At 64.4% G+C, this 23869-nt stretch carries 25 protein-coding genes and 4 pseudogenes; 17 read left to right on the forward strand and 12 right to left on the reverse strand.

All coding sequences use genetic code 11. The features are described from left to right. A pseudogene (locus ACESMD_RS00745) lies at positions 1 to 335 on the forward strand (C-type lysozyme, inhibitor); the annotation flags it as partial. A 7-nt stretch (positions 336 to 342) separates the two neighbouring features. On the opposite strand, the gene ACESMD_RS00750 reads toward ACESMD_RS00745, so the two are convergent. Both ACESMD_RS00750 and ACESMD_RS00755 read right to left on the reverse strand, forming a co-directional pair. Further along, the gene (locus tag ACESMD_RS00750) at positions 343 to 1407 is read right to left on the reverse strand and encodes a metal-dependent hydrolase (protein WP_372609387.1); all 1065 of its coding nucleotides are present in this window, start codon (positions 1405 to 1407) and stop codon (positions 343 to 345) included. 74 nt (positions 1408 to 1481) lie between these two features. Further along, positions 1482 to 2018 (reverse strand): DNA-3-methyladenine glycosylase I, encoded by a 537-nt coding sequence (locus ACESMD_RS00755; protein ID WP_372609388.1) that lies wholly within the window; start codon positions 2016 to 2018, stop codon positions 1482 to 1484. Between the two features lie 78 nt (positions 2019 to 2096). On the opposite strand from ACESMD_RS00755, the gene ACESMD_RS00760 reads away from it, so the two are divergent. Beyond that, positions 2097 to 2537 (forward strand): VOC family protein, encoded by a 441-nt coding sequence (locus tag ACESMD_RS00760; protein WP_372609389.1) that lies wholly within the window; start codon positions 2097 to 2099, stop codon positions 2535 to 2537. 8 nt (positions 2538 to 2545) lie between these two features. On the opposite strand, the gene ACESMD_RS00765 is transcribed toward ACESMD_RS00760, so the two are convergent. Then, entirely contained in the window at positions 2546 to 2950 is a 405-nt protein-coding gene (locus tag ACESMD_RS00765; RefSeq protein WP_372609390.1) for a DoxX family protein, read from the reverse strand. A gap of 120 nt (positions 2951 to 3070) precedes the next feature. Here ACESMD_RS00765 and ACESMD_RS00770 point away from each other — a divergent pair, with 120 nt between their 5' ends. The 3 genes from ACESMD_RS00770 to ACESMD_RS00780 all read left to right on the forward strand — a co-directional run bounded on the left by ACESMD_RS00770 (position 3071) and on the right by ACESMD_RS00780 (position 4066). Further along, positions 3071 to 3514 carry an META domain-containing protein gene (locus ACESMD_RS00770; RefSeq protein ID WP_372609391.1) on the forward strand — a complete coding sequence of 148 codons (444 nt, stop codon included), beginning with the start codon at positions 3071 to 3073 and terminating at the stop codon, positions 3512 to 3514. Positions 3515 to 3582: 68 nt separating this feature from the next. After that, the gene (locus tag ACESMD_RS00775) at positions 3583 to 3807 is read left to right on the forward strand and encodes a DUF6290 family protein (RefSeq protein WP_372609392.1); all 225 of its coding nucleotides are present in this window, start codon (positions 3583 to 3585) and stop codon (positions 3805 to 3807) included. Continuing rightward, on the forward strand, positions 3791 to 4066 hold the full coding sequence (locus ACESMD_RS00780; RefSeq protein ID WP_372609393.1) for a type II toxin-antitoxin system RelE/ParE family toxin: 276 nt from the start codon (positions 3791 to 3793) through the stop codon (positions 4064 to 4066). The genes ACESMD_RS00775 and ACESMD_RS00780 overlap by 17 nt, the downstream gene beginning before the upstream one ends. Positions 4067 to 4101: 35 nt before the next feature. On the opposite strand, the gene ACESMD_RS00785 is transcribed toward ACESMD_RS00780, so the two are convergent. Next, on the reverse strand, positions 4102 to 5157 hold the full coding sequence (locus ACESMD_RS00785; RefSeq protein WP_372609394.1) for an MFS transporter: 1056 nt from the start codon (positions 5155 to 5157) through the stop codon (positions 4102 to 4104). On the opposite strand from ACESMD_RS00785, the pseudogene ACESMD_RS00790 reads away from it, so the two are divergent. Then, positions 5123 to 5428: pseudogene (locus tag ACESMD_RS00790) on the forward strand (HupE/UreJ family protein); the annotation flags it as partial. The gene ACESMD_RS00785 and the pseudogene ACESMD_RS00790 sit on opposite strands and share 35 nt — an antisense overlap. Before the next feature lie 52 nt (positions 5429 to 5480). Then, entirely contained in the window at positions 5481 to 5951 is a 471-nt protein-coding gene (locus ACESMD_RS00795) for a hypothetical protein (RefSeq protein ID WP_372609395.1), read from the forward strand. An 83-nt stretch (positions 5952 to 6034) separates the two neighbouring features. On the opposite strand, the gene ACESMD_RS00800 is transcribed toward ACESMD_RS00795, so the two are convergent. From ACESMD_RS00800 to ACESMD_RS00810, 3 genes are all read right to left on the reverse strand, one after another. Then, a complete protein-coding gene (locus ACESMD_RS00800; RefSeq protein ID WP_372609396.1) occupies positions 6035 to 8881 on the reverse strand; it encodes a valine--tRNA ligase in 2847 nt (948 codons plus the stop codon). 201 nt (positions 8882 to 9082) lie between these two features. Beyond that, a complete protein-coding gene (locus ACESMD_RS00805) occupies positions 9083 to 9535 on the reverse strand; it encodes a DNA polymerase III subunit chi (RefSeq protein WP_372609398.1) in 453 nt (150 codons plus the stop codon). Positions 9536 to 9548: 13 nt separating this feature from the next. Further along, on the reverse strand, positions 9549 to 11075 hold the full coding sequence (locus ACESMD_RS00810) for a leucyl aminopeptidase (RefSeq protein WP_372609400.1): 1527 nt from the start codon (positions 11073 to 11075) through the stop codon (positions 9549 to 9551). Positions 11076 to 11212: 137 nt separating this feature from the next. On the opposite strand from ACESMD_RS00810, the gene lptF reads away from it, so the two are divergent. The 5 genes from lptF to bfr all read left to right on the forward strand — a co-directional run bounded on the left by lptF (position 11213) and on the right by bfr (position 14847). Continuing rightward, on the forward strand, positions 11213 to 12292 hold the full coding sequence (lptF, locus tag ACESMD_RS00815; RefSeq protein WP_372609402.1) for an LPS export ABC transporter permease LptF: 1080 nt from the start codon (positions 11213 to 11215) through the stop codon (positions 12290 to 12292). Next, the gene (lptG, locus tag ACESMD_RS00820) at positions 12289 to 13353 is read left to right on the forward strand and encodes an LPS export ABC transporter permease LptG (RefSeq protein ID WP_372609404.1); all 1065 of its coding nucleotides are present in this window, start codon (positions 12289 to 12291) and stop codon (positions 13351 to 13353) included. Before lptF ends, lptG begins: the two co-directional genes overlap by 4 nt. A gap of 14 nt (positions 13354 to 13367) precedes the next feature. After that, a complete protein-coding gene (locus ACESMD_RS00825; RefSeq protein WP_372609406.1) occupies positions 13368 to 13844 on the forward strand; it encodes an RDD family protein in 477 nt (158 codons plus the stop codon). A 140-nt stretch (positions 13845 to 13984) separates the two neighbouring features. Then, positions 13985 to 14191, forward strand: coding sequence for a (2Fe-2S)-binding protein (locus ACESMD_RS00830; protein ID WP_372609408.1), 207 nt, complete (start codon positions 13985 to 13987; stop codon positions 14189 to 14191). Positions 14192 to 14364: 173 nt separating this feature from the next. Next, positions 14365 to 14847 carry a bacterioferritin gene (bfr, locus tag ACESMD_RS00835; protein WP_372609410.1) on the forward strand — a complete coding sequence of 161 codons (483 nt, stop codon included), beginning with the start codon at positions 14365 to 14367 and terminating at the stop codon, positions 14845 to 14847. A gap of 105 nt (positions 14848 to 14952) precedes the next feature. Here bfr and ACESMD_RS00840 read toward each other — a convergent pair whose 3' ends face one another. The 4 genes and pseudogenes from ACESMD_RS00840 to ACESMD_RS00855 form a co-directional block, all read right to left on the reverse strand. Then, the gene (locus tag ACESMD_RS00840; protein ID WP_372609412.1) at positions 14953 to 15177 is read right to left on the reverse strand and encodes a DUF1653 domain-containing protein; all 225 of its coding nucleotides are present in this window, start codon (positions 15175 to 15177) and stop codon (positions 14953 to 14955) included. A 53-nt stretch (positions 15178 to 15230) separates the two neighbouring features. Beyond that, positions 15231 to 16049, reverse strand: coding sequence for a tRNA cyclic N6-threonylcarbamoyladenosine(37) synthase TcdA (tcdA, locus tag ACESMD_RS00845; RefSeq protein WP_372609414.1), 819 nt, complete (start codon positions 16047 to 16049; stop codon positions 15231 to 15233). Positions 16050 to 16199: 150 nt separating this feature from the next. Continuing rightward, positions 16200 to 16571 (reverse strand): annotated as a pseudogene (locus tag ACESMD_RS00850) (pseudouridine synthase); the annotation flags it as partial. A 79-nt stretch (positions 16572 to 16650) separates the two neighbouring features. Further along, a complete protein-coding gene (locus tag ACESMD_RS00855) occupies positions 16651 to 17796 on the reverse strand; it encodes a cation diffusion facilitator family transporter (RefSeq protein ID WP_372609416.1) in 1146 nt (381 codons plus the stop codon). Positions 17797 to 17951: 155 nt separating this feature from the next. Between ACESMD_RS00855 and ACESMD_RS00860 the strand changes: the two genes are divergently transcribed. The 5 genes from ACESMD_RS00860 to aceK all read left to right on the forward strand — a co-directional run bounded on the left by ACESMD_RS00860 (position 17952) and on the right by aceK (position 23688). Continuing rightward, complete coding sequence (locus ACESMD_RS00860; RefSeq protein WP_372609418.1) at positions 17952 to 19097, forward strand: hypothetical protein; 1146 nt, start codon at positions 17952 to 17954, stop codon at positions 19095 to 19097. Positions 19098 to 19175: 78 nt separating this feature from the next. Beyond that, positions 19176 to 19841 (forward strand): SDR family oxidoreductase, encoded by a 666-nt coding sequence (locus ACESMD_RS00865; protein WP_372609420.1) that lies wholly within the window; start codon positions 19176 to 19178, stop codon positions 19839 to 19841. A 128-nt stretch (positions 19842 to 19969) separates the two neighbouring features. Continuing rightward, positions 19970 to 21202, forward strand: a complete 1233-nt coding sequence (locus ACESMD_RS00870; RefSeq protein ID WP_372609422.1) for an MFS transporter — start codon at positions 19970 to 19972, stop codon at positions 21200 to 21202. Between the two features lie 75 nt (positions 21203 to 21277). Beyond that, positions 21278 to 21697 carry an STAS/SEC14 domain-containing protein gene (locus ACESMD_RS00875; RefSeq protein WP_372609424.1) on the forward strand — a complete coding sequence of 140 codons (420 nt, stop codon included), beginning with the start codon at positions 21278 to 21280 and terminating at the stop codon, positions 21695 to 21697. 245 nt (positions 21698 to 21942) lie between these two features. Next, positions 21943 to 23688, forward strand: coding sequence for a bifunctional isocitrate dehydrogenase kinase/phosphatase (aceK, locus tag ACESMD_RS00880; RefSeq protein ID WP_372609426.1), 1746 nt, complete (start codon positions 21943 to 21945; stop codon positions 23686 to 23688). A gap of 52 nt (positions 23689 to 23740) precedes the next feature. On the opposite strand, the pseudogene ACESMD_RS00885 reads toward aceK, so the two are convergent. Next, a pseudogene (locus tag ACESMD_RS00885) lies at positions 23741 to 23869 on the reverse strand (IS630 family transposase); the annotation flags it as partial.

The following is a 23869-nucleotide window of genomic DNA, read 5'->3' on the forward strand; positions in this document are numbered from 1 at the left end:
AGGCGATGACCCGTCAGCAACGCCCCGGCATCATGTTCCACGGGCGCGGCAACGAACCGGGCTGGACGGTCAGCCTGCCCAATGACGCGACCGAACTCGACCTCTTGCTGGACGCCAGCACCCGGCAAGTCACGCTGCCCTACCGCGTCATCGTCCTGGACAACGAAGCAGGGCGGATGATCCTGGCCAGCGGCCGGGCCGACATCCCCTTTACGCTGCGTATCGAGGGGGCTTCCTGCTTCGATGACATGAGCGGTGAACCCTTCCCGGCACGCGTTACCCTCACCTTCGACGGCGAGCAGTATCGAGGCTGTGGCCAGGGTATCGCGCCCTGAGGCAGGTTCAGCAGCTGACCTCGGCGTGCCAGACTTGCTGGACATAGTCCCCTAGACAGAGGGATTCGCCCGGGTCGATGGCACGCCTGGCCAGTTGTACCAGGGCCTGGCCATTGTCGCCTTCCGGCGGGTCCAGTTCCTCGCTGCTCAGGGGCTGCCATAGCGACGCTTCGAGATCGCCGGCGAGCAGGGTGAAGGTGAAGGGATGAAACCCCGGGAGCCCCAGGCGCAGGTCGGTGGCAGTCAGCGTCGGGGTGTCGTCGATCAGTGAGACGTCATAGCGCAGGAAGGGGCCGGCGAACCAGTCCAGGCGTTGGCCATTGTGACTGGCCAGGGCGGCCGCTTCCCATTGTGTCCCACGCCTGAACCGTTCCAGCTCGATGGGCGCCTGGCCATCGAGAATCCCTGCAATGCCCTCGTAGTGGTCAGCGCCATCGACCACGGTGATCCGCCACAGCAGCGTATTGAAGGGTGTGGGCTGCACCAGACGCGGCGCATCGACCAGCCCCCTTTCGGCCAGCACCGGCTCTAGTCGGTGTTCCACCAGCACCTTGGCGCCCAGCGCAAACACCAGGTAGGCACTGGAAAGCGTCACTCCCCAGGCCGGGCCTTTGCGTCCGTTGCCGGTGACCAGGGCGATGATGATCCCGACCAGCAGGGGCAGGGAATACAGCGGGTCGATGATGAAAATGAGGGGACGGGCACTGGGACGCACCACCAGGGGCCACCACAACTGGGTGCCATAGGTGGTCAGCGCATCCAGCAGGGGATGGGTGAGCAGGCAGAGTCCGAAGAAGGCCCACCAGTGTCGGAAACGGATATCACGGGTCGGGGCGAAAAGCGCCGTGAGTATCGCCAGGGCGGTGGCCAGGCCCGCCAGGACGAACAGCGAATGGCTGAACCCCCGGTGTTCCGTGTAGTTGGCCACGGCATCGCCGTAATCCAGCACCACATCAAGGTCCGGGAGGGTGCCCAGGACGGCACCGATCAGCACGGCCTTGCGTCCCAGTCGTCGGCCGAGAACGACACCGCCGATGGCGGCACCGAGAGCGGCCTGGGTGACGGAGTCCATGGTGATTCATCCTTGAATGAAAGGCGAATGAGCCCTCTATGACGTCATTCCGGCCAGGGGGTTCCGGAGGCGCATCACGATCTCGCCCAGGCCGGGACGGCCGCGAGGATACGGGCCTGCACGGGGCAGTCGTCCCGGTGGGCACCGGGCAGGTAACCGGTACTCATCAGGAATTCGCCGGTGATCTCGGGTCCGGTGAAGCGAAAGGTCTGCTTGAACAGCGCGATCCAGTCGGCGTGGGAGAGCGGGTGGTGGTGCTCAAGCCAGTGGCCGAAGCTGCCATGTTCGGCCTGCAGCTCACGGATCACTCCGGCATTGTGAATGACGGCCGCCACCTTCAGGCGGTTGCGGATGATGCCCGCATCCGCCAGCAGCCGCGCACATTCAGCCTCGCCATAGGCGGCGACACGGTCGATCTGGAACCCCTCGAAGGCGGCGCGGAAGGCCTCGCGCTTCTTCAGCACCGTCAGCCAGGAAAGCCCCGCCTGGTTGATCTCCAGCACCAGGCGCTGGAAGAGGTCACTGTCGTTATCCACCGGGAAGCCATATTCATGGTCGTGGTAGGGACCGTGAAACGGGTGGCCCGGTGCCAGGTCACAGTAATGCGCCATCGATGCCTCTCCAACTGTGGCTATTGGCAATTCCCTTCGCGCTTGTCAGGATGGCATCCCTCACAAAAGGAGTCGATCATGCAATATCTGCACACCATGGTTCGCGTCAGCGACCTCGATGCGTCGCTGCATTTCTACTGTGACCTGCTGGGGCTGACGGAGGTGCGCCGCAAGGAGAACGAGAAAGGCCGATTCACCCTGGTCTTCCTTGCCGCCCCCGAGGACGAGGCGCGCTCCGCCGAGCTCAAGGCGCCCGAGCTGGAGCTGACCTGGAACTGGGACCCGGAGGAATACACCGGTGGCCGCAACTTCGGCCACCTGGCCTATCGCGTCGACGATATCTACGCCCTTTGCGAGCATCTCCAGGCGAACGGTGTGACCATCAATCGGCCCCCCAACGACGGTCACATGGCCTTCGTGCGCAGCCCCGACAACATTTCCGTGGAGCTGCTGCAGAAGGGCGACGCCCTTGCCCCGAAGGAGCCCTGGGCGTCGATGGAGAATACTGGGTCCTGGTAGGGCGAGCCTCAGTCGGGTTTGACCGCCATGCGGCCGCTGCCGAGAAAGACGATCGCCAGGGCGCCGAACAGGAACAGGCCCTGCAGCTCCAGCTGCCAGCCGCCATTGTCGTTGAGCATGAACACCTCGCCAGTGTGGACCAGCAGGAAGGCCACCAGCATGTTGCCGGCCATCAGCAGCCCGGCGATGCGGGTCTGCCAGCCGATGATGGCCATGAGGGGCGCGATCACCTCGCCGATCAGTACCCCGTAGGCCAGGAAGGAGGGCAGGCCGTAGCCCTGGAGCATCCCGCCGATCCAGTCGAGGCTGCCGGGATTGAGCAGCTTGGCCACGCCGTGGAAGAGCATCAGACCGCCCACGGCGAGGCGCAGGATCAACTTGCCGAGGGCGTCGTTGTGAAGGGCGTTGAGCATGGGGTCTCTCCGTGCGAACGTTTCTTGAGGTGCCGCCTTGCGATGCGGTGTCTGCGAGTATACAACAGAGCCTGCGACGTGGCCGCGACGGCCGCAGGCAAGTGGATGGCAACAGGAGTCATGATGCACAAGGGATGGTTGATGGGGCTCGCGACCGCGGCCCTGCTCGCGGGCTGTAGCACTGCGCCGGCCCCCGATTACCGTGGCGACCAGGCCACGGCGGTCAGCTCGCCGGTGGTGGGACCGCGCTGGAACCTGCTGCTGGTGGGGACCCACGAGCGTCTCTCGCTGCCGGAGCGCGCGCATTTCGTGATCGCTCGCGACGGCAGCGTCAGCGGCAGCGATGGGTGTAACCAGTTGCGCGGCCAGGTGCGCCTGGGTGAGCGTCAGCGTATCGAGTTCCAGGACCTCGCCACCACCCGTCGGGGCTGCGCCCAGGCAGCGGACGCCGAGCGCGTCAGGGAGATGCTCGAGACCGCCTATCGCTTCCTGATCGACCACGATCGCCTGGTGTTCTTCGGCCCGGACCAGCGGGTGCTGGGGGGCTTTCGCCGCGCCAGCTGACCTGTATGGCGGTCGGGTTGGGCGAGGCGTATGATATACGTGTATATCAACCTTGCTGGAGGCCCATCATGCTGGCCATACGACTCCCCCCCGACATCGAGGCACGCCTCGAAGCCTTGGCAAAGGCTACCGGCCGCACCAAGACCTACTATGCCCGCGAGGCGATCCTCGAGCATCTCGACGACCTCGAGGATATCTACCTGGCCGAGAAGACTCTTGAACAGGTACGCCGTGGCGAAATGACCACCCACAGCCTGGATGATGTGGAGCATGAGCTTGGCCTGGCGGATTGAACTCACGAACGATGCCGTCAAGCAGCTCAAGAAGATGGGACATACGGATGCCAAGCGCATCCGTGACTATCTCCGCTTCCGAGTACAGTCCCTGGACGATCCTCGGCAGCTGGGTAAGCCACTGACCGGACAGCTCAGTGAGCTATGGCGCTACCGAGTGGGTGACTACCGGATCATCGCCAGCATCGAGGATGACGAGGTGCGTATCCTGGTCATTCGAGTCGGCCATCGACGCGACATCTACCGCAAATCCCCCTAGCCGTTCGCGTGCCAGGTATCGGGTGATCTACCACGTCACCTTGGCCACTCCCCATGGTGGTCATCGATCACGAAGACGTGCCGATGCCGGCCACCAGGGTGATGGTGGGGATGGCTATGAGGTTCCGGTCCCTCCCATCCCTCGTGCGCGTGCCGGTGGTGTTCATCGTGGTAGTGCAAATGGGTGTGGTTGATGGGGGCATGCTCGTGCCCGAGGACCATCGGGTCATGGGCACGCCAGACAAGGGCCGCGAGCCCCGTCGCCGCGAGCGCTATCGTCCCCAGCAAGGCGAACGTTCCGGTCATCCCGAGGTGCGCCCCCATCCAGCCCGCCAGCGGGTAGGTGAACAGCCAGCAGCCATGTGACAGCGAGAACTGCGCGGCAAACAGCGCCGGACGATCCTCGGGCTGGCACGATTGCTTGAGCAGGCGTCCGGTGGGCGTCATGACCAGCGAGGCACCGGCGCCCAGCAGCGACCACAGCCCCAATAACCCGATAAACCCTGGGGTGAGAAGGCCTAGGTACAGGCTCAGCGTCATGAGGACACCGCCCAGCAGCATGATCGGCCGCTCGGGCACCCGCTCCAGGCATTTCGGCACCATCAAGGCCACCAGCATGGAGCCTCCTCCGGCCGCCGCGAAGGCCATGGCCACCTCGCGCTCGCCCAGGCCCAGGACAGAGCGCACGACCACCACGGTGTTGACGATCTGCATGCCGCCGGCGGCCGACACTGCCAGGTTCAACGCCAGCAGCCCACGCAGTCGCGGCGTCTTCAGATAGATCCGCACGCCATGAGACACGCGCTGCCAGACGCTGGGCGCTTCCTCTACGGGACGAGGAGACGGCAGCGTCACCGACACGACCAGGGCGGCCGAGAGCAGAAACGCCAGAGCATTGAGCAGGAATAGGGCATCGAAGCTTATCACCACCAGTAGCGCCGCCGCAGCCATCGGGCTGAGCAGGTTCTCCAGATCGTAGGCGAGGCGCGACAACGACAACGCTCGCGTGTACTGCCCTTCGTTCTTGAGGATGTCGGGAATGGTGGCCTGGAAGACCGGCGCCAAGCACATGGTGACCGGATACGACCACATCCTGTTTCTGCTGGGGGTGATCTTCTTCCTCTACCGGATGCAGCACATCGCCATCTACGTCAGCCTCTTCGCCATCGGTCACTCCACGACCATGCTGCTGGGGGTGTACTTCAATATCGGCATCAACAGCTATCTCATCGATGCCATTATCGGGCTATGCGTCGTCTACAAGGCGCTGGACAATCTCGGTGCCTACCAGCGCTGGTTCGGTTTCCAGCCCAATACCAAGGCGGCGACGCTGGTCTTCGGCTTCTTCCATGGCTTCGTGCTGATCGGCTATCAGCTCACCGGCCTGTTCACTGCCTGATTCACGGAGTTTCGCTATGTACAATACTGACCTTCCCACCCGTGCCGAGCTGCCCTCTTCCGGCAAGCTGATCCGCTCGACCCTGCTGGCCGCCGTGATGGCTCCGGTGTTACTGGCCACCGTGGTGCTGCCCTCGGAGTACGCCATCGACCCCACAGGGGCGGGACGCCTGCTGGGGCTGACCGAGATGGGGGAAATCAAACTGCAACTGGCCGAGGAGGCCGAGCTTGACCGGGTGACGACACAGGCCGCTGCGGTAGAAGCGTCGCAAACCGCTGCGCCTCAAGACACGGTGGATACTCACGGTGACCGGAATGGCAACTCGATCAGCTACGAGAAGGGGCGCGGCGTGCCCGAAGACGAGGGCGAGCTGGAGGCGGCCTTTACCGGCAACCACGGCTGGTTCTTCCGCAACCGCAACGACAACGAGGTGACCGTGGTGCTGCGTATCGGCGGTGACTACGGGGAGCTGAAGCAACTGCTCTGAACCCTTGCTCACCGCTCGTGATCCCCCAACCGGGAGAATAACACTTGGCACTGAGGGAGTTGGAAAGGTCGGCTGACTGCACGTCACAGTGCGGCGATCTTGTCGCGCTGCTCGACCAGCAGGCGGCGCGAGGCCCGGAAGTCCGCCAGCTTGCCGCGCTCCTTCTCGACCACCGCCTCGGGGGCCTTGGCGACGAAGCTCTCGTTGCCGAGCTTCTTCTCGATGCCGCCGATCAGCGTGTCCTGCTTGTCGATCTCCTTGGCCAGGCGCGTAAGCTCCACGTCCTTGTCGATCAGACCGGCCATGGGCACCAGCACCTCCATCTCGCCCACCAGCTGGGTGGCGGACAGCGGTGCCTGGTCGCGGTCGTCGAGCCAGGTGATTCGCTCGAGCTTGGCCAGTTTGGCCAGGTAGAGGCGATTGGCGTCCAGGCGCTCGCGGTCGGCGGCCCCCCCTTTGGTCAGTTGGACCCCCAGCGGCTTGCCCGGGGCGATATTCATCTCGGCGCGGATGTTGCGCACCGCGACGATCACGCCCTTGAGCCACTCGATGTCGCGGGTGGCCGCCTCGTCGAGCCTGCTGTCATCGGCCTGCGGCCAGGGCTGGACCATGAGGGAGTCCCCCTCGCCCTGGCAGGTACCGGCCAACGGGGCCACACGCTGCCAGATCTCCTCTGAGATGAAGGGCATCATCGGGTGGGCCAGGCGCAGGATCGCCTCGAGCACGCGCACCAGGGTGCGGCGGGTGCCGCGCTTGGCCTCGGGGTTCGCCGAATCATCCCATAGCACCGGCTTGGAGAGCTCCAGGTACCAGTCGCAGTACTCGTTCCAGACGAAGTCGTAGAGCGCCTGGGAGGCATGGTCGAAGCGGAACTCCTCCAGGGCCTTCGTCACCTGGGCCTCGGTCTGCTGCAGGCGCGAAACGATCCAGCGGTCGGCCAGGGTCAGCTCCACCTTGCCGCCGTCGACACCGCAGTCTTCTCCTTCGGCATTCATCAGCACATAGCGGGAAGCGTTCCACAGTTTGTTGCAGAAGTTGCGGTAGCCCTCCAGGCGCCCCATGTCGAACTTGATGTCGCGCCCGGTGGTGGCCTGGGAGAGGAAGGTAAAGCGCAGGGCGTCGGTGCCGTGGGGCTCGATGCCCTCGGGGAACTCGGCGCGGGTGGCCTTGGCGATCGCCTTGGCCTTCTGCGGCTGTATCAGGCTGCCGGTGCGCTTCTCGACGAGCTCTTTCAGCGTGATGCCGTCGATCAGGTCGATGGGGTCGAGGACGTTGCCCTTGGATTTTGACATCTTCTGGCCCTGGCCGTCGCGCACCAGGCCATGCACGTAGACCTGCCTGAAGGGCACCTCGCCCATGAACTTGCCGGTCAGCATGATCATCCGCGCAACCCAGAAGAAGATGATGTCGAAGCCGGTGACCAGCACGCTGGAGGGGTGGAAGGTGGCCAGTTCCTCGGTCTGCTCCGGCCAGCCCAGGGTGCCGAAGGTCCACAGCCCGGAGCTGAACCAGGTGTCGAGGACATCCTCGTCCTGGGTCAGGGCAAGATCGGCGGGCAGGTCGTGCTTCTGCCGGGCCTCCGCCTCGCTTCGCGCGACATAGAGGTTGCCATCGGCGTCGTACCAGGCGGGGATGCGGTGGCCCCACCACAGCTGGCGGGAGATGCACCAGTCCTGGAGGTCGCGCATCCAGGCGAAGTACATGTTCTCGTAGTTCTTCGGCACGAACTGGATATCGCCGTTTTCCACCGCATCGATCGCCGGCTTGGCGAGGCTCTCCACGGCAACGAACCATTGATCGGTGAGTAGCGGCTCGATGACGTCGCCGGAGCGGTCGCCATAGGGCAGGGTGTTGTTGACCGTCTCCACCTGCTCGAGCAGGCCGGCGGCGTCCATGTCGGCGACGATCGCTTCGCGAGCGGCGAAACGGTCCAGGCCGGCGTAGCTTTCCGGCAGGGTAGGGTCGATACCGGGCAGGGGGCGGCCCTGATAGTCGAAGACCTCGGCGCGGGCCAGGAGTCGAGCGTCCTGGGTGAAGACATTCATCAAGGGCAGGTCACGTCGCTTGCCCACCGCATAGTCATTGAAGTCGTGGGCCGGGGTGATCTTCACGCAGCCCGAGCCCTTGTCCATGTCGGCGTGCTCGTCGGCGACGATGGGAATGCGGCGACCCACCAGCGGTAGCTCGACGAACTTGCCCACTAGCGACGCGTAGCGCGGGTCCTCGGGGTTGACCGCCACGCCGGTGTCGCCGAGCAGGGTCTCGGGGCGGGTGGTGGCGACCACCAGGTAGTCGCGGCCGTCGTCGGTGGTGACGCCATCGGCCAGCGGATAGCGGAAGTGCCAGAAGCTGCCCTGCTGGTCGCGGTTCTCGACCTCGAGATCCGAGATGGCGGTGTGCAGGGTGGGGTCCCAGTTGACCAGGCGCTTGCCATGGTAGATCAGGTCCTCTTCAAAGAGGCGCACGAAGACTTCCTGCACCGCCTGGTAGAAGCCGTTGTCCATGGTGAAGCGCTCGCGCGACCAGTCGACGCTCGCTCCCATGCGCCGCAGCTGGCGGGTGATATGGTCGCCGGATTCGTGCTTCCAGTCCCAGACCCTGTCGATGAAGGCGTCGCGTCCAAGATCGAAGCGCGTCTTGTCATCCTCGGCGGCGATCTTGCGCTCCACCAGCATTTGCGTTGCGATGCCGGCATGGTCGGCGCCCACCTGCCAGAGAGTGTTGCGCCCCTGCATCCGCCGCCAGCGGATCAGTGCGTCCATGATGGTGTCCTGGAACGCATGGCCCATGTGCAGGCTGCCGGTGACATTGGGCGGCGGGATCATGATGGAGTAGGACTCGCCCTGTCCGGACGGGGCGAAGCGGTTGTCGGCCTCCCAGCGCTCGTACCAGCGGGATTCGATCTGCTCGGGTTGGTAGGTCTTGTCCATGGGCATTCCGGGTCCAGAAATGATCACCGCCGGCCAGGGGGCCGGACGGCAGGAGATGGCGACGAAAAATGGGGCTGATTATAGCGCGACTGGTCACCAGGCGTCAGCCTGGCTGCCCGCATAGAGACTAAGCCTCCAACGTTGGCGGTCCCTTTGGGCTCTGACCACAAAGGGACCATGACGCCGGCCCCCCCTCCTTGCTCAGCTGTGACTGCCTTGCCCGCGCAGCTGATGCGCCTTGACCGGATAGCCGCGGTCCTTGTAGGTCTGCCAGCACTCGCGCTTGGCGGTTAGCACGTTCTGGTGCTGGTTGATGATCTCGGCGACCCGTTCGAATCGCGAGAACCACTCGGGAATGCCCGGGTGCAGATTGAGCATGGCCTGTATGTTGACTGCCGTTGGAGGAGGGCCTTCCCAGCCGATGGTCACCGGCACGCTGTCGGCCATCTCGCTGTCCAGCAAGGCATGGGGCACATAGGCATCGGGTCGGAAGGTCCAGAGGCGGTCATCGAGGTCCAGGGCCATGGCCTCGTCCTCGGCATGGAGGTGGAGACGATAGCCCTTGCCCTGGATGGTCTCGGCCAGCCGGCAGGCGAAGTCGAGACGCGCTTCCAGGGTGGTGTCGGGAAGGATATAGAAATCGATACGGGTCATGGGCGCGGCAAGCCTACATCTCCCTGGCATTCTCGATGCTGCGTGCGTCTTCCTCGCGATCCAGCAGGTACTGGGTCAGGAGGCCGACGGGACGGCCGGTGGCGCCCTTCTGCTTGCCGGTCTGCCAGGCCGTGCCGGCGATGTCCAGGTGGGCCCAGGGGAAGTTGTCGGCGAATCGGGAAAGGAAACAGCCCGCGGTGATGGTGCCGGCCGGCGGGCCGCCGATATTGGCCAGATCGGCGAAGTTGGAGTCGAGCTGTTGCTGATATTCGTCCCAGAGTGGCAGGTGCCAGGCACGGTCCCAGGCCGTCTGGCCGGCATCGAGGACATCCAGGGCCAGATCGTCGTCGTTGGCCAGCAGGCCGCTGGCGTGATGCCCCAGGGCCACAATGGCGGCGCCGGTCAGGGTGGCGACATCGATCACACTGGCGGGCGTGAAGCGCTCGGCGTAGGTCAGGGTGTCGCAGAGCACCAGGCGACCCTCGGCATCGGTGTTCAGGACTTCCACGGTGAGGCCCTTGAGGGTCTTGATGATGTCCCCTGGCTTGAGGGCCCGTCCGTCGGGCATGTTCTCGGCGGCGGCGACCAGGAATACCAGGTTGAGCTTCGGCTTGATCGCCAGGATGGCCTTGACGGTACCGAGTACGCTGGCGGCACCGCACATGTCGAATTTCGTCTCGTCCAGGTTCGCGCCCGGCTTGAGCGAGATGCCCCCAGTGTCGAAGGTGATACCCTTGCCGATCAATACATGGGGAGCGTCGTCGGCGCTGTCGGCGCCCTGGTAGCGCATCACGATCAGCCGCGAGGGTTCCTCGCTGCCGCGGCCCACCGCCAGCAGGCTGTTGGCTCCCAGTTGTTCCATGGCTTCTTCGTCGAGTATTTCCACCTTGAGTGCCCCGTCGGAGGACTCGGCCAGGGCCTGCGCCTGGTCGGCCAGGTAGCTCGGTGTACAGATATTGCCCGGCAGGTTGCCCAGGGTACGGGCATGGGTCACTCCTTCACCCACCGCCTTGCCGATACGAGCGCCTTCGCGGGCGGCCGCGGCATTGCCGTTCTCGCTGACCTGCAGGGCGATGGCGGCAAGCCTGGGGGCGGCGGACGCCTCGGACTTGAACCTGTCGAAGCGGTAGACGGCACGATGGGCCGCCTCGGCCACCATGCGCGCCTTCCAGTCACAGTTGCGGCCCGGCAAGGGGACGTCGGTGAAGGCCACGGTCGCCTCGTCCAGCGGCAGTTCGGCGAGCGCCTTGAAGGCCGCGTCCAGCGCCTTGATGAAGCCACTTTCCAGGCACTTCTCTCGTTCACCCATCCCCACCAGCAGGAGACGGTCGGCCCCCACGCCCGGGGCGAAGGGAATCAACAGGACATTGCCGAGCTTGGCCTCGAAATCACCGCGTTCGATCAACTGGCCGACCAGGCGCTCGCTGGCGTCGTCGAGCTTGGCGGCGGTGGGCAGCAGGTCGGACGCCTCGAATACCGGTAGCACGAGACAGGCCGTCTCGACCTTGACGGGATTGCCCGTTTGCACTGGGAATTCCATGGTATCTCCACAAGACAGGCGTAAGGGGTTACGCGCCCAAGGGTTACAAAAATAGAGGGATTCTGGATAATGCCGACACCCGGCCGAATCACGCCAGTGTACCCAAGGCACGGCCCGAATGCATGGAAGGCGGCTGCATGATCATCTTTCGATACCTGACCCGCGAGATCCTGCTAACCATGGCCGCCGTGGCCGGGGTGCTGCTGCTGGTGATCATGGGTAACCGCTTCATCCGCTATTTCAGCAACGCCGCGGAAGGCGAGATCCCGCTGCGCATCCTCGGTACCCTGATGCTCTTCCACCTGCCGGGTTTCCTGGAATTGATCCTGCCGCTGGCCTTCTTTCTGGGGATCCTGCTCGCCTATGGCCAGCTCTACCTGAACAGCGAGATCACCGTGCTGGTCGCCTGTGGCACCAGTCCCAACCGGCTGCTGCAGGTGAGTCTGGTGCCGGCAACCATCGTGGCCATTCTGGTGGGCCTGTGCAGTTTCTGGCTGACCCCGGCCGGGACCCTGCATAACGCGGTGATGCTCGAGGAGCAGCGCAGCCAACTGGATTTCACCGCCTTGGTGCCGGGTCGTTTCCAGGATGTCGGCAGCGGGCGTACCGTCTATACCCAAGACTTCGCCGACAGTCAGACGCGGATGCAGGGAGTGTTCATCAGCGAGCGTCAGCGTCGCCGCGGCACGCCGGAGAGCATCGTGACCCGTGCCGGCAGCGGTTACCAGGCCGTCGACGAGGAGACCGGCAGCCGCTTCCTGGTGCTGGCCGACGGCGAACGCTACAGTGTGGAAGCCGGTCGCCACGAGGCCGAACGCCTCAGCTTTGACACCTATGCGGTGCGGCTTTCCCAGGGCGGTGACAGGCCTGAGCTGGACTCACCGGAATATGCCACCACGGCGTCTCTTCTCCGCGATGATTCCTTGCCGGCACGTGCCCAGCTGCAATGGCGGCTGAGTCTGCCGCTGATGGTCTTCATCCTGACACTAATGGCCATGCCGCTCTCCCGGGTCAATCCCCGGCAGGGGCGTTTCGCCAAGCTGTTGCCGGCGATCTTCCTGCATATCGCCTATCTGAGCCTGCTGCTGGCGGCGATGGATGCCATCGGGCGGGGGAGCCTCTCGGCCACGGTGGGCCTGTGGCCGATCCATGCCGCCTTCCTGGCGCTGGGGCTGGGCATGATGGCGCGTGCCCAGCACAAGGGGATGAGTGGATGATCGCTGACCGGCTAGACCGTTATATTGCCCGCAATGTGCTCGGTGCCATCCTCGTGGTCCAGGTGGTATTGCTGGGGCTTGACCTGGTGATCACCTTCATCAATGACCTGAGTGACGTGGAAGGCAACTATGGTGCCCTCGAAGTGTTGTTCTACCTGGGAATGCGGCTTCCCTGGCGCTTCTACCAGTATGCCCCGGTGGGGGTCCTGATCGGTGCCCTGATCGGCCTGGGTACCATGGCGTCCAGCAACGAACTCACGGTGATACGGGCCGCCGGACGTTCACTGATGCGCATCCTCTGGGGCGTGATGAAGCCGGTGTTGCTGATAGTGGTGCTCCTGATGCTGATGGCCGAGTATGTCACGCCACGTACCGAACAGTTCGCCAGTGCCTGGCGACTGGAGCAGATGCAGGGAGAGGACGCGGTGCTCACCGAGCGGGGTGGCTGGCAACGGGAAGGGGACAGCTTCTATCGTTTCGGCGTCATCCGCGCCGATGACACCGTCCTCGACCTCTTGCGCTACCGCTTCGAGGGCCGCGTCCTCCAGGAGACGATGACCGCCGAGCGAGCGGTCTGGCGCAATGGGGAATGGGTGCTGGAAGATGTCGAACTGACCCGCTTCGAATCGGGGCGCACCCAGGTGGACACGCACGACAGCCTGGGCTGGGATACCGATCTGACACCCGAGCAGTTGAATCGGCTGTTGAGGCCCATCGACAGTCAGGCGCCCAGCGGACTCTGGGCCTATGCCGGTTACCTGAAGTCCCAGGGGCAGCAGGCCAGCCAGCCCTTGCTGTATTTCTGGCAGAAGATGCTGATGCCGCTGACGCTCGGCTCGCTGGTGCTGGTGGCGGCTTCCTTCGTGTTCGGGCCCCTGCGTAGCGTGGCCGCCGGTACTCGCGTGTTCTACGGCGTTGTCACCGGCCTGACCTTCAAGTACCTGCAGGACCTGCTGGCACCGGCCTCATCGCTGTTCGGCTTCTCGCCGGTCTGGGCCGTGCTGGTGCCGACCCTGGTATGCGCCGGCCTGGGTCTCTATTTCCTCCGCAGAACCGGATAAGGACGCGCCTCCCCATGCAACGACGCTTCGGCCAACTCGATGATGTCTGGCCCGCCGGTCTGGGCCGCCGGCTGGGCGCCATGCTCTATGACGCTCTCCTCGTCGCGGCCATCTGGATCCTCGTCGCCAGCCTGCACCTGCTCTTCCTGCGTCATGGATTGGGCATCCCGGCCGAACGTATCGGTCTCGACCCGGCTCAGGTGGTCAGTCTGAGGCTGCTGTTGCTGGCCTCGGGCTTTACCTTCTTCGCCTTTTTCTGGGTCCGGGGTGGCACTACCCTGGGCATGCAGGCCTGGCGCCTGCGGGTGCAGACCCGGGACGGCTATTCCATCAGCCTGTTGCAGAGCCTGGTGCGCTATCTGGTGGCCGGTTTATCGCTGGCCGTGTTCGGTCTGGGCTACGTCTGGGTGTTCTTCGATGCCGAGCGTCGAAGCTGGGGGGATATCGCCTCGGGAACACGGGTGGTGGTGCTCCCCAAGCCTGCGAAGTGATCTCCAGGCATGAAGTGATCTGTTTGCATAGTGGACCAGATTGGTCCAAAAAAATCGTGCTCAACCGTTGCAATAGGCCATGCGAATCATTTACATTCACCTTATAGTCGGCATCGACAGTCCGCAGCGAGGGGATGGCCATGTACGTATGTCTTTGCAAGGGGGTAACTGACCACCAGATCCGCGATTCCGTGAAGGCTGGTGCTCGCAGCTGGCGTGAGGTCCAGAGCGCGACCGGTTGTGGAACCCAGTGCGGCAAGTGTGCCTGTGCCGCCAAGACCATCACCTGCGATGCCGTGATGACCGAACTCAAGGCCAGTGCCAAAGGGTTGGCCTACGCCGTCTGACGCTGCCGTGATCCTCCTCCCGCCTGCGATGGTGAGCCGTTTCCCTTCCTGGATCCCCCTTCCAATAGATTGTTGCCGTTAGACTTTTGCTTGTTATTTGGCAATACTGGGGCGTCGATATCTATTGCGGCAAGCCACATTTGTGGCTGCCTGATTGTTTGAGGAGCACGACAATGAAGGGTGACAGCAAGGTAATTGAGTTTCTGAACACTGCGCTCGGCAACGAGCTGGTGGCCATCAACCAGTATTTCCTGCATGCCAAGATGTACAAGGACTGGGGCTTCAAGGCGCTTGCCAGCTGGGAGCACGGCGAATCCATCGAGGAGATGCAGCACGCCGACAAGCTGATCGAACGTATCCTCTTCCTCGAAGGTGTGCCCAACCTCCAGGATCTGGGCAAGCTGCACATCGGGGAGAACGTGCGCGAGATGCTCGAGTGTGACCTCAAGATCGAACACGAGGGGCGCCAGGACTACATCGATGCCATCACTCATTGCGAGCAGGTCAAGGACTACGTCAGTCGTGACCTCTTCCGCGATATCCTCGCCGATGAGGAAGACCACATCGATCACATCGAGACCGAGCTCGGCCTGATAGACAAGGTCGGCCTCGAGAACTACCTTCACAAGCAGATGCAGGAAGCCGGCGAGGAGTAATCTCGCCGGTTACTCGTTCTTGCCCCGAGACGACAGCTGCCGCCAGCCTTTGATACCGGCTATCGCGTCTTGGGGATCTTCGCCCCGCCAATGCCTGGACCCTTGTTAAAAGCCCTTCTCGAGGGCGAAGCGCGGGACCGGCTCGCCCTGAACCTCGACGGTTTCCATGAACATCGCCAGAGGTCTCACCCAGAGGCCGTAGTCCCCGTAGAGAGCGCGGTAGACCACCAGAGGCTCTTCGGTCTCGCTGTGGTGGGCCGGGCCGATCACCTCGTAGAGGGGGCCCTTGTAGTGGCGGTAGATGCCGGGTACGGGAAGGGTTTCTGGCATGAGGGTTCCTGGCGTCAGGGGCTTTTAGCCTGTGGACTTGTGGGCTTGCCGGCTCACCTGGCCAGGCGAGCCAGCACCCGGGAGGCGGCGACGAAGCCGAAGCTGCCGGTGAGGAAGCTGGCCGCTCCGAAACCCGAGGCGCAGTCCAGCCGGGTCGACTCTCCCGCACCGGGCTTCTGAAAGCACACCTCGCCATCCCCGGCCGGATAGACCAGCTGTTCATCGGAATAGACGCACTCTACCGAGAAGCGCCGCTTCGGGTTGCGGGAAAAGCCGAAGTCCCGACGCAGCCGGGCGCGCACCTTGGCGAGCAACGGGTCTTGCTCGGTGCGCGAGAGATCCGCCACCCGTATACGGGTCGGGTCGGTCTGGCCGCCGGCGGCACCGGTCACGGTGATCGGCAGCTTGCGTCGCCTGCACCAGGCGATCAGTGCCGCCTTGGCGATCACGCTGTCGATGGCATCGACCAGATGGTCGGCATCCTCGGGAATCCTCTCGGCCAGGTTGGTGGGGGTGACGAAGGCGCTATCCGCCACCACCTCGATGCCTGGCTGGATGGCGCGGCAGCGTTCGGCCAGCACCTCCACCTTGGGGCGTCCGATGGTGCCGTCCAGGGCGTGGAGCTGGCGATTGACATTGGAAACGCAGACGTCGTCGAGGTCGATCAGGGTCAGCTTGCCGATGCCCGACCGGGCCAGGGCCTCCACCGTCCAGCTGCCCACACCGCCGACGCCGACCACTACAACATGGGCACTTCGGAAGCGGCCGGCGGCGCGACTGCCGTAGAGCCGGCTGATGCCACCGAAGCGCAGATCATGATCGTCGTCTGCCGGAGTGGCAACGACAGGTAAGGGCGGAAAAGGGGCGGTCATGGCGTAAGGTCAGGCCTCCTGGTCGTTCAGGGTGAGCGGGTCAAGGGACGCATGGTGGACGCCGTCCACCGGCAGATGGGCGACCCAGCCGAAGCGTTCGAAGAGCCCCGACATGGAGGCGTCCAGGCCACAACGCAAGACCAGGCGGTAGGCCTCCATGGCCGGCATCTCGGCCTTGGGGCGACTGCCGTCCTCCTCGCGCAGCGGGTAGGCGAGACGTTCCTGTTCCGGGCCGATACCCCGAACCACCGCCAGGTAGCGCTTGGCCACAAGACGTTGGCTGAACGCCTCGGCAAGTTGCGTGGCGACCTCTGGCGAGAGCGCAAAGACCATGACGCCCGATGTCGGTCGATCCAGTCGATGCACCGGATAGACGCGTCGGCCCAGCTGGTCGCGCAGTCGCTGAAGCAGGAACTCGCGCTCGCCGCGGGCCAGGGCGGAGCGATGCACCAAGAGCCCCGCCGGCTTGTGCACGGCGACCAGGTGGTCATCCCGATGGAGAATCGTCAATGTAGGCGACATGCGGGCCCGGCCTTTCGTGGAGGCTGGCCATTGTCGCCGCCGGTGGTAGCTCCTGCCAAGGGCTGCCTTCTCCAGAGGTTCACGCCAGCCGCCGAATTTCCACGTGGGAGAACCAGTCGAGATCCCGGGCCGAGGCATGCAGTGCCGCGCGAGTGGACTCGCTGCTCACCGGTGCGTCCTCGTCCAGTTCCGCCACCACGGTGATTCGGCCGTCGAGGTAATGCAGTTCCAGATCCCGTATCCGTGGCCAGACGTCCAGGTTCGACCAGTGTCGGGTCAGGGTCTCCTCCACTTCGGGGCGCAACGGTAAGCCGGGGAAACGGCTGGGGTCCCCCTCGCCGGCATCGTCTTCGGGATCGACATGGAAGGTCAGGTCGGTCAGGGCGGGAAAGGCACGGCGCAGCCGCCGGCTGACCTCGTTACCGATCTCGTGGCCCTCCGAAACGCTGATCCGTGGCGAGACGACCACATGCAGGTCGAGCATGGTGCGGCCGGCGGACTGGCGGGTCCGCAGATCATGCACGCTTTCCACCCCGGGCACGCCCAGTGTCACTTCCTTCATGTCGCGCTGCTCGTCCAGCGGAAGCGCGGTATCGATCAACTCTCGCCCGGAGTCCCACAGCAGGCTCCAGCCGATCTTGCCTACCAGCAGACCCACCAGCACGGCCGCCACGGCGTCGAGCCAGGTGATGCCGTACTGGGTGCCCAGCATGGCGACCAGGACCACGGCCGTGGACAGCACATCGGAGCGGGAATGCCAGGCGTTGGCTTCCAGCAGGCGGGAATTCTGCCGGCGGGCGACACGCATCGTGATCTGGAAGAGGCCTTCCTTGATGAACAGCGCCGCCACCACGAGCAGCAGTGCCCAGAGGCCCGGCGGCGGTGTCTCGGTCCCGGCCAGCAGGCGGCCGAGGCTCGACCAGGCGATACCACCTGCCACGAAGATCAGCACGCTGCCCAGGAATAGCGTAGCCAGGGTCTCGATCCGCCCATGGCCATAGTGGTGATCCTGATCCGGTGCCTGGCGCCCGTAGTGGGTCGCGGCGAGAACGAAGCCATCGGTGATCAGGTCCGAGAAGGAGTGCACCCCATCGGCGATCAGGGCGGCTGAACCCACGACAAAGCCGGCGGCCACCTTGGCAAATCCCAGCAGGGCGTCCACGAAGACGGCCAGATAGGTGATTCTCAGGGCATCGCGTGTGTGGTTGAGGTCCGGATTCTGCATGCTTGCTGTCCTGGGCGGCATTCGAAGACTCGGCGGTGTCTCGGCTGTCAGCTGCAAAGAGTACCAAAAAGGTACTGATTGAACACCCCCGGATGCAACTCCGGCCAGTCCGATTGCGGTATTTACTGGTGGGCCGATGGATGGTCTCATCGGGCATGGCATTTATCCCGCGAATCGGCGCCCTCCTGATGGTCATGACCCTGATACCCACTCTGCTGTCGGGATGCGCCACCCTGAGCCGGGGTCACGAGGCCCTGCTGGTGCTGGGCGATCTCGCCGCGGGCAGCGAGCAGAGTCGGCTGAAGCAGCGCACCTCGACACCCACCCGCGAGGACCTCCGCTACGCGGCGAATGGCCGAGCCTACCAGGCGGATCTCTATCGTCCGGCGCAACCGCGTCGGGGCGCCATGGTGCTGGTGCATGGCCTCACCGAGGCGGGCCGCCGTGATCCGCGCCTGATGGAATTCGCGACGACGCTCTCCCGCGTGGGCTTCACGGTGATGGTGCCGGAACTGGAGGGACTGCGGGACTATTCCATCAGCACCCGCGAGGTGGAGGCGATCGGCGATGCCATTCGCTATACCACCGAGCAGGTGCCCGAGGCGGCGTCAGGGACCTCGGTGGCGGCGATCAGCTTCGCGGTGGGCCCGGCGGTGATCGCTGCCCTGCAGGAAGACACGGCCCAGCGGGTGAGCTTCGTAGTCGCCGTGGGCGGCTACTATGATATGACGGACATGCTGCGCTATGTCACCACCGGCGAGGATCGCCACGGCGCTGGCGAAGCGGCACCACCACCGCAGCGGGAGGCGCGTTGGGCGGTGCTGTTGAGTCAGTTGCACTGGCTGGACAACGAACAGGATCGGTCCGCTCTGGCGACCATCGCCAGGCGCCGGCTGGAGAATCCCCGCGCCGAGCTGGAGCCCGATCTGGAGCCCGAGCTGGAGCGACTCGGTCCACAGGGCCAGGCCCTGTACGCCCTGGTGACCAACGAGGATCCTCGACGAGTGGAGGCGCTCATCGAGGCGCTGCCGTCGTCGCTGGTGGCGGAACTCGAGGCCCTGGACCTGTCGGCCCGGGATCTCGGCAGGCTGGAGGCGCAATTGGTCCTGATCCATGGTCCAGAGGATCGGGTGATCCCCATCAGCCACAGCCGTCGTCTTCGGGATGCCTTGCCCGACCGTCAGGTGCGCCTCTTCGAGGCCGAAGGTCTCGAGCATGTGGCCCTGTCGCCGGGATGGCGCGATGGCTGGGTGCTGTGGCGAGCCACCTTCCATCTGCTGGCACTGGGTGAGAGGGGCTGATAGTGCTCAGCGGTTGAAGTCCGTAATGAACCCCCCATATCTGATCAGGCAACGACACTTCCTCATCAAAGAGCTGACATGGCTTCCACCGTACTGATCACCGGCGCCAACCGTGGCGTCGGGCTGGCACTTTCCCGCCACTACCATGACCAGGGCTGGGACGTGATCGGGGTTTGCCGCAACGCCTCCCATGAACTGGCCGAGGTGGCCAGCCGGCTGATCGAGGACGTCGATGTCACTCGGGACGAGGATGTCGCCCACCTGGCCGAAGTGCTCAAGGGCCAGCCCCTCGACCTCCTGATCAACAATGCCGGCGTGCTGCATGACGAGTCCCTGGGCCAGATCGATTTCGATACGACCCGCGAGCAGATGGAGATCAACGCCTATGCGCCGCTGCGGGTCACCGAAGCGCTGCTCGGCAACCTCGGCGAGGGTGGGAAGATCGCCAATATCACCAGCCGCATGGGGTCCATGACCGACAACGATTCCGGCGGGCGCTATGGCTATCGCGCCTCCAAGGCGGCCTTGAACGCCTTCGGCAGATCCCTGGCCATGGATCTCCAGCCCCGCGGCATCGCCGTGGCCCAGATTCATCCCGGCTACGTGAAGACCCGGATGGTCAACTTCGGTGGGATGATCACCCCGGAGGAGGCCGCCGCCGGTATCGCCGGGCGTATCGAGGCGCTGACGCTGGAGACGACCGGCGGCTTCTGGCACAGCAATGGCGAGCCACTGCCCTGGTAGGTCTCTGTGCAGGCGACCTGGGCGTCTGATGCGGCACGAGCAAGGTGCCCGTGCCGCGAGCGTGGGTGGTAGTAGGTGGCCAATTATGTGTAGGCTAACGACTTTGCCAAACTTGCGGAGACGCCGGGATGCCCCCTCCCGCTTCATCGAACCATCATGCAATGACCGCCCGGCGGGAAGGTCTGGTTGTCCTCCTGGCGACCACCTGGGTCCAGGTGCTTTGCAGTGCCGGGATGCTGCTGCTGCCGACCCTGGCGCCCCAGGTGGCGGCGGCCCTGGGGGTGCCCACCGGCCTGGTCGGCCTGCAGGTCAGCCTGCTGTACGGCGTGGCGATGCTGGCGTCGCTGCAGTCGGCGGTGGTGTCCAGGCGCCTGGGGGGCTGCCGGGCCAGCCAGCTGGCCATGGCACTGGTGCTGGGCGGCTGCCTCCTGGCCCTGGTCGGTACGCTCTTGGGGCTGTTCGCCACCACCCTGCTGCTGGGAATGGCCTATGGCATGACCAACCCGGCAGCGGCCCATCTGCTGGCGCGTTTCACGCCTCCCGAACGGCGCAACCTCGTCTTCTCCATCAAACAGACCGGCGTGCCGCTGGGTGGTGTGCTGACCGGGCTTCTGGCACCGCCCCTGGCGGCCTACTGGAACTGGCAGGCGGCTTTCCTGGCGGTGGGCGCGGCCTGCCTGGCCACACTGCTGCTGCTTCAGCCCCGACGTGCCCGCTGGGATGCCACCCGTGATCCGACAGCCCGCATGCAGAGGGCGGGCAGCCTGGCCGTGCTGAAACGGGACCCTGCCATGCGCTGGCTGGGCGCCACGGGCTTCTGCCTCTCGGCGGCCCAGCTCTCGCTGCTCAGCTTTGCGGTGGCCTTCATGGTCGAGGAACTGCTGCTGACCCTGGTGATGGCCGGGGCGATCGTCTCGCTGGTGCATGTCGCCGGGGTCTCGGGTCGCCTGGCCTGGGGCGCGCTGGCCGATCGCCTGGGGGGCAGCCTGCCGATGTTGTTCGGCCTGGCCGGCGTGATCGCCACGGTGTTCCTGCTGCTGGCGCTGCTCGGCACCCTGGTGCCCACCTGGCTGACGATCACCCTGATGGTGGTCGCTGGCGCCACGGCGGTGGGCTGGAATGGGGTCTACCTGGCCGAGGTAGCCCGGCGCTGCCGGCCCAGCGAGGTGGGCGAGGCCACCGCCGCCGTGTTGGTCCTGACCTATATGGGGGTGCTGGTGGGCCCGGCGCTGTTCAGCCTGATCGTCTGGCTCACCGGCAGCTATGCCGTGGGTTTCCTGCTGCCGGCCATGACCGGCAGCATGGCGATCGTCTGCCTGCTGAAATACGCGCGTGCCGATACCGCGGTTCAGTGCTCCTGAGCGTCCTTACCCATTCAGGCGCTATGCTGAAAGCAACCGAGGCGCTCTGCCTCCCGAGATCCCAGGAGACCCTCCATGTTGGAACTGATACCCCACCCGGCGGACCATGTCGTGGCGATGCGAGTCGGCGGTATCGTCACGGCGCAGGAGCTACAGCGCGCCATCGATGCCATCGAGGCCGCCAAGCGGGACCATCCCATGATCAGCATGGTGGCGGAACTCGACGACCTGCGCTGGATGACGCTGACCGCGCTGCTGAAGGATATCGGCTACGGACTGACCCAGCTCGGCAATCTCGACCGCTACCACCGGGCCGCCGTGATCACCGACAAGGCGTGGATCACGCATATCGCCCAGTTGGAAGACCGGCTGTTCAAGGCCATGGAAATTCGCACCTTCCCCAGTCGCGAGCATGCCGCCGCCATGCAGTGGGTGGGCGAACTGCCCAGGGGTGCCCATGAAAACCCCGATGAGGACGGGTATCACGGCGCGTGACTCTCCAAGGAAGCCAGCCATGGAACGCGCAGTCTAATCACTGTAGGTCTCCGACAGGGAGGGAACTAGCGACACCATTGATATCGGGCGACCAGGCGACAGCCTCGTGATCACCTCATGACAATCCGGGATGACGATCCCGGTCAGTCGGCCGTTGCGATCGATGCTCAATGCGCCACCATGGTTGCCTCGCTTCCTTCAGGCGAATTCGTCATGCTAGGCCCACACTGCCAGGGGGCTCGTCCATGAAGCACTCGTCCGCGTACCGAATGGCTGCCACCATCCTGCATGGCTTCGACGAATATCGATCCCGCTTCAAGCAGATCACCGTGGATGCCAGCCGGCGTTTTCGCGATGCCGCCTGGCGCGAGGCCCAGCAGGCCTCGGCGGAGCGCATCAATCTCTACGAAGAAAAGCTCCACGAGACCCGGGATCGGCTGCGTCGCACCTTCCAAGACGATGTCCTGATCGATTTCGAGACCTGGCGGGAAGGCAAGCGCCACTACACCGACCTGATCAGTCAGCGTCTCGACTACGAGCTGGCGGAAACCTTCTTCAACTCCATGTTCTGCTCGCTCTTCCATCATCGACACATCCGCAACGACTGGATGTTCGTCTACAGCTCCCGTGACAGGGCGGCCCATCATTCCGGTATCGAGCGCTGTCGGCGCCTGGCGGTGCAGGGTGACTGGGAGGCGGCGATTCGCTGGGCCCTGTCGGCGGCATGCTTCCAGACCCCCTTCGATGACCTGGCACACGATGCGCAGCTAGGCGGGGACTTCCTCGAACACGCTCTGCCGGCGGCGATCCTGGACGCGCCGGATGCCGAGATGGAGCTGCTCAAGAGTGTCTTCTATCGCAACAAGGGCGCCTACCTGGTGGGCCGCATCAAGGGCGGTGGCGAACAGGTCCCGCTGGTGCTTCCGGTGCTCCACGACGAGGGCAAGGGGCTGCACCTGGACACCGTGATCATCGAGCCCGATGAGGTTTCGATCATCTTTTCCTTCACGCGCGCCTACTTCCAGGTGAATGTCCAGGTACCCGGCGAGTTCGTCCAGTACCTGCAGGAACTGATGCCCGACAAGCCGGAAAGCGAGCTCTATGCCGCCATCGGTTTCTTCAAGCACGGCAAGACGGAATTCTTCCGTGCCCTGAACCGTCATGTCGCCCTACGCCAGGACCAGTTCATCATCGCCCCCGGCGTGCGGGGCATGGTGATGGCGGTCTTCGTGCTGCCGTCCTATCGCACCGTCTTCAAGATCATCAAGGATCGCTTCGATCCCACCAAGGACATGAGTCGCGAGAATGTGCGCGAGAAGTACCGCCTGGTGAAGCGTCACGACCGGGTCGGGCGGATGGCGGACACCCAGGAGTTCTCGCACTTCGTGGCGCGCCAGGACCACTTCGATCCCGATTGCCTGGCACACCTGCTGGAAGTGGCACCTTCCACTGTCCACCTGAAGGACGACAAGGTGATCATCGAGCATTGCTATACCGAGCGCATGATGACCCCACTAAACCTCTATGTGGCGCAGTGCGACGCCACCGAGACGCGTGCGGTGCTCAAGGATTACGGCAATGCCATCAAGCAGATGGCGGCGGCCAATATCTTCCCCGGGGACATGCTGCTCAAGAACTTCGGGGTGACCCGCCATGGTCGGGTGATCTTCTACGACTACGACGAGGTCAGCTACCTCACCGACTGCCATTTCCGGCACATCCCCGAGCCGCTCTACCCCGAGCAGGAGCTGGCCGATGAACCCTGGTATTCGGTGGGGCCCAACGACATCTTCCCCGAGGAGTTCGGCCCCTTCCTGTTCGCTGATATGCGGTTGCGCAAGCTGTTTCACGAGATTCATCCGGAGCTCTTCGACGCCGACTACTGGAAGGGTCTACAGAAGGCCATCACCGAGGGCAGGGTGATCGACGTCTATCCCTACCGCAACAAGCAGCGCTTCACCGCCAGCGAGGACAATGGCCTGACCTACTGACACTACCTGCTCGCGTGAGGGCGAGAGGGGCGACCGGCATGCTAGTGTCACGTCACGCATCAAACGTCGGATAAAGTCGTTTGAGTTTAATGCGCGCATCGTGCGCGGTGAATTGCCAGTTCACCTTGGCTTGGATTTGATCGCGCTGATCTTGCCAAGCCGCGATTTGGTGGCATAATTC

Origin of the sequence: Halomonas sp. (genome assembly GCF_041689495.1) — a bacterium.
GTDB lineage: Bacteria > Pseudomonadota > Gammaproteobacteria > Pseudomonadales > Halomonadaceae > Halomonas.

Coding starts and splice junctions, on each gene's coding strand:
- ACESMD_RS00750 (WP_372609387.1), bottom strand. CDS start 1,407: ATGGACTCCGTCACCCAGGCCGCTCTCGGTGCCGCCATCGGCGGTGTC.
- ACESMD_RS00755 (WP_372609388.1), bottom strand. CDS start 2,018: ATGGCGCATTACTGTGACCTGGCACCGGGCCACCCGTTTCACGGTCCC.
- ACESMD_RS00760 (WP_372609389.1), top strand. CDS start 2,097: ATGCAATATCTGCACACCATGGTTCGCGTCAGCGACCTCGATGCGTCG.
- ACESMD_RS00765 (WP_372609390.1), bottom strand. CDS start 2,950: ATGCTCAACGCCCTTCACAACGACGCCCTCGGCAAGTTGATCCTGCGC.
- ACESMD_RS00770 (WP_372609391.1), top strand. CDS start 3,071: ATGATGCACAAGGGATGGTTGATGGGGCTCGCGACCGCGGCCCTGCTC.
- ACESMD_RS00775 (WP_372609392.1), top strand. CDS start 3,583: ATGCTGGCCATACGACTCCCCCCCGACATCGAGGCACGCCTCGAAGCC.
- ACESMD_RS00785 (WP_372609394.1), bottom strand. CDS start 5,157: ATGTGGTCGTATCCGGTCACCATGTGCTTGGCGCCGGTCTTCCAGGCC.
- ACESMD_RS00795 (WP_372609395.1), top strand. CDS start 5,481: ATGTACAATACTGACCTTCCCACCCGTGCCGAGCTGCCCTCTTCCGGC.
- ACESMD_RS00800 (WP_372609396.1), bottom strand. CDS start 8,881: ATGGACAAGACCTACCAACCCGAGCAGATCGAATCCCGCTGGTACGAG.
- ACESMD_RS00805 (WP_372609398.1), bottom strand. CDS start 9,535: ATGACCCGTATCGATTTCTATATCCTTCCCGACACCACCCTGGAAGCG.
- ACESMD_RS00810 (WP_372609400.1), bottom strand. CDS start 11,075: ATGGAATTCCCAGTGCAAACGGGCAATCCCGTCAAGGTCGAGACGGCC.
- lptF (WP_372609402.1), top strand. CDS start 11,213: ATGATCATCTTTCGATACCTGACCCGCGAGATCCTGCTAACCATGGCC.
- lptG (WP_372609404.1), top strand. CDS start 12,289: ATGATCGCTGACCGGCTAGACCGTTATATTGCCCGCAATGTGCTCGGT.
- ACESMD_RS00825 (WP_372609406.1), top strand. CDS start 13,368: ATGCAACGACGCTTCGGCCAACTCGATGATGTCTGGCCCGCCGGTCTG.
- ACESMD_RS00830 (WP_372609408.1), top strand. CDS start 13,985: ATGTACGTATGTCTTTGCAAGGGGGTAACTGACCACCAGATCCGCGAT.
- bfr (WP_372609410.1), top strand. CDS start 14,365: ATGAAGGGTGACAGCAAGGTAATTGAGTTTCTGAACACTGCGCTCGGC.
- ACESMD_RS00840 (WP_372609412.1), bottom strand. CDS start 15,177: ATGCCAGAAACCCTTCCCGTACCCGGCATCTACCGCCACTACAAGGGC.
- tcdA (WP_372609414.1), bottom strand. CDS start 16,049: ATGACCGCCCCTTTTCCGCCCTTACCTGTCGTTGCCACTCCGGCAGAC.
- ACESMD_RS00855 (WP_372609416.1), bottom strand. CDS start 17,796: ATGCAGAATCCGGACCTCAACCACACACGCGATGCCCTGAGAATCACC.
- ACESMD_RS00860 (WP_372609418.1), top strand. CDS start 17,952: ATGGCATTTATCCCGCGAATCGGCGCCCTCCTGATGGTCATGACCCTG.
- ACESMD_RS00865 (WP_372609420.1), top strand. CDS start 19,176: ATGGCTTCCACCGTACTGATCACCGGCGCCAACCGTGGCGTCGGGCTG.
- ACESMD_RS00870 (WP_372609422.1), top strand. CDS start 19,970: ATGCCCCCTCCCGCTTCATCGAACCATCATGCAATGACCGCCCGGCGG.
- ACESMD_RS00875 (WP_372609424.1), top strand. CDS start 21,278: ATGTTGGAACTGATACCCCACCCGGCGGACCATGTCGTGGCGATGCGA.
- aceK (WP_372609426.1), top strand. CDS start 21,943: ATGAAGCACTCGTCCGCGTACCGAATGGCTGCCACCATCCTGCATGGC.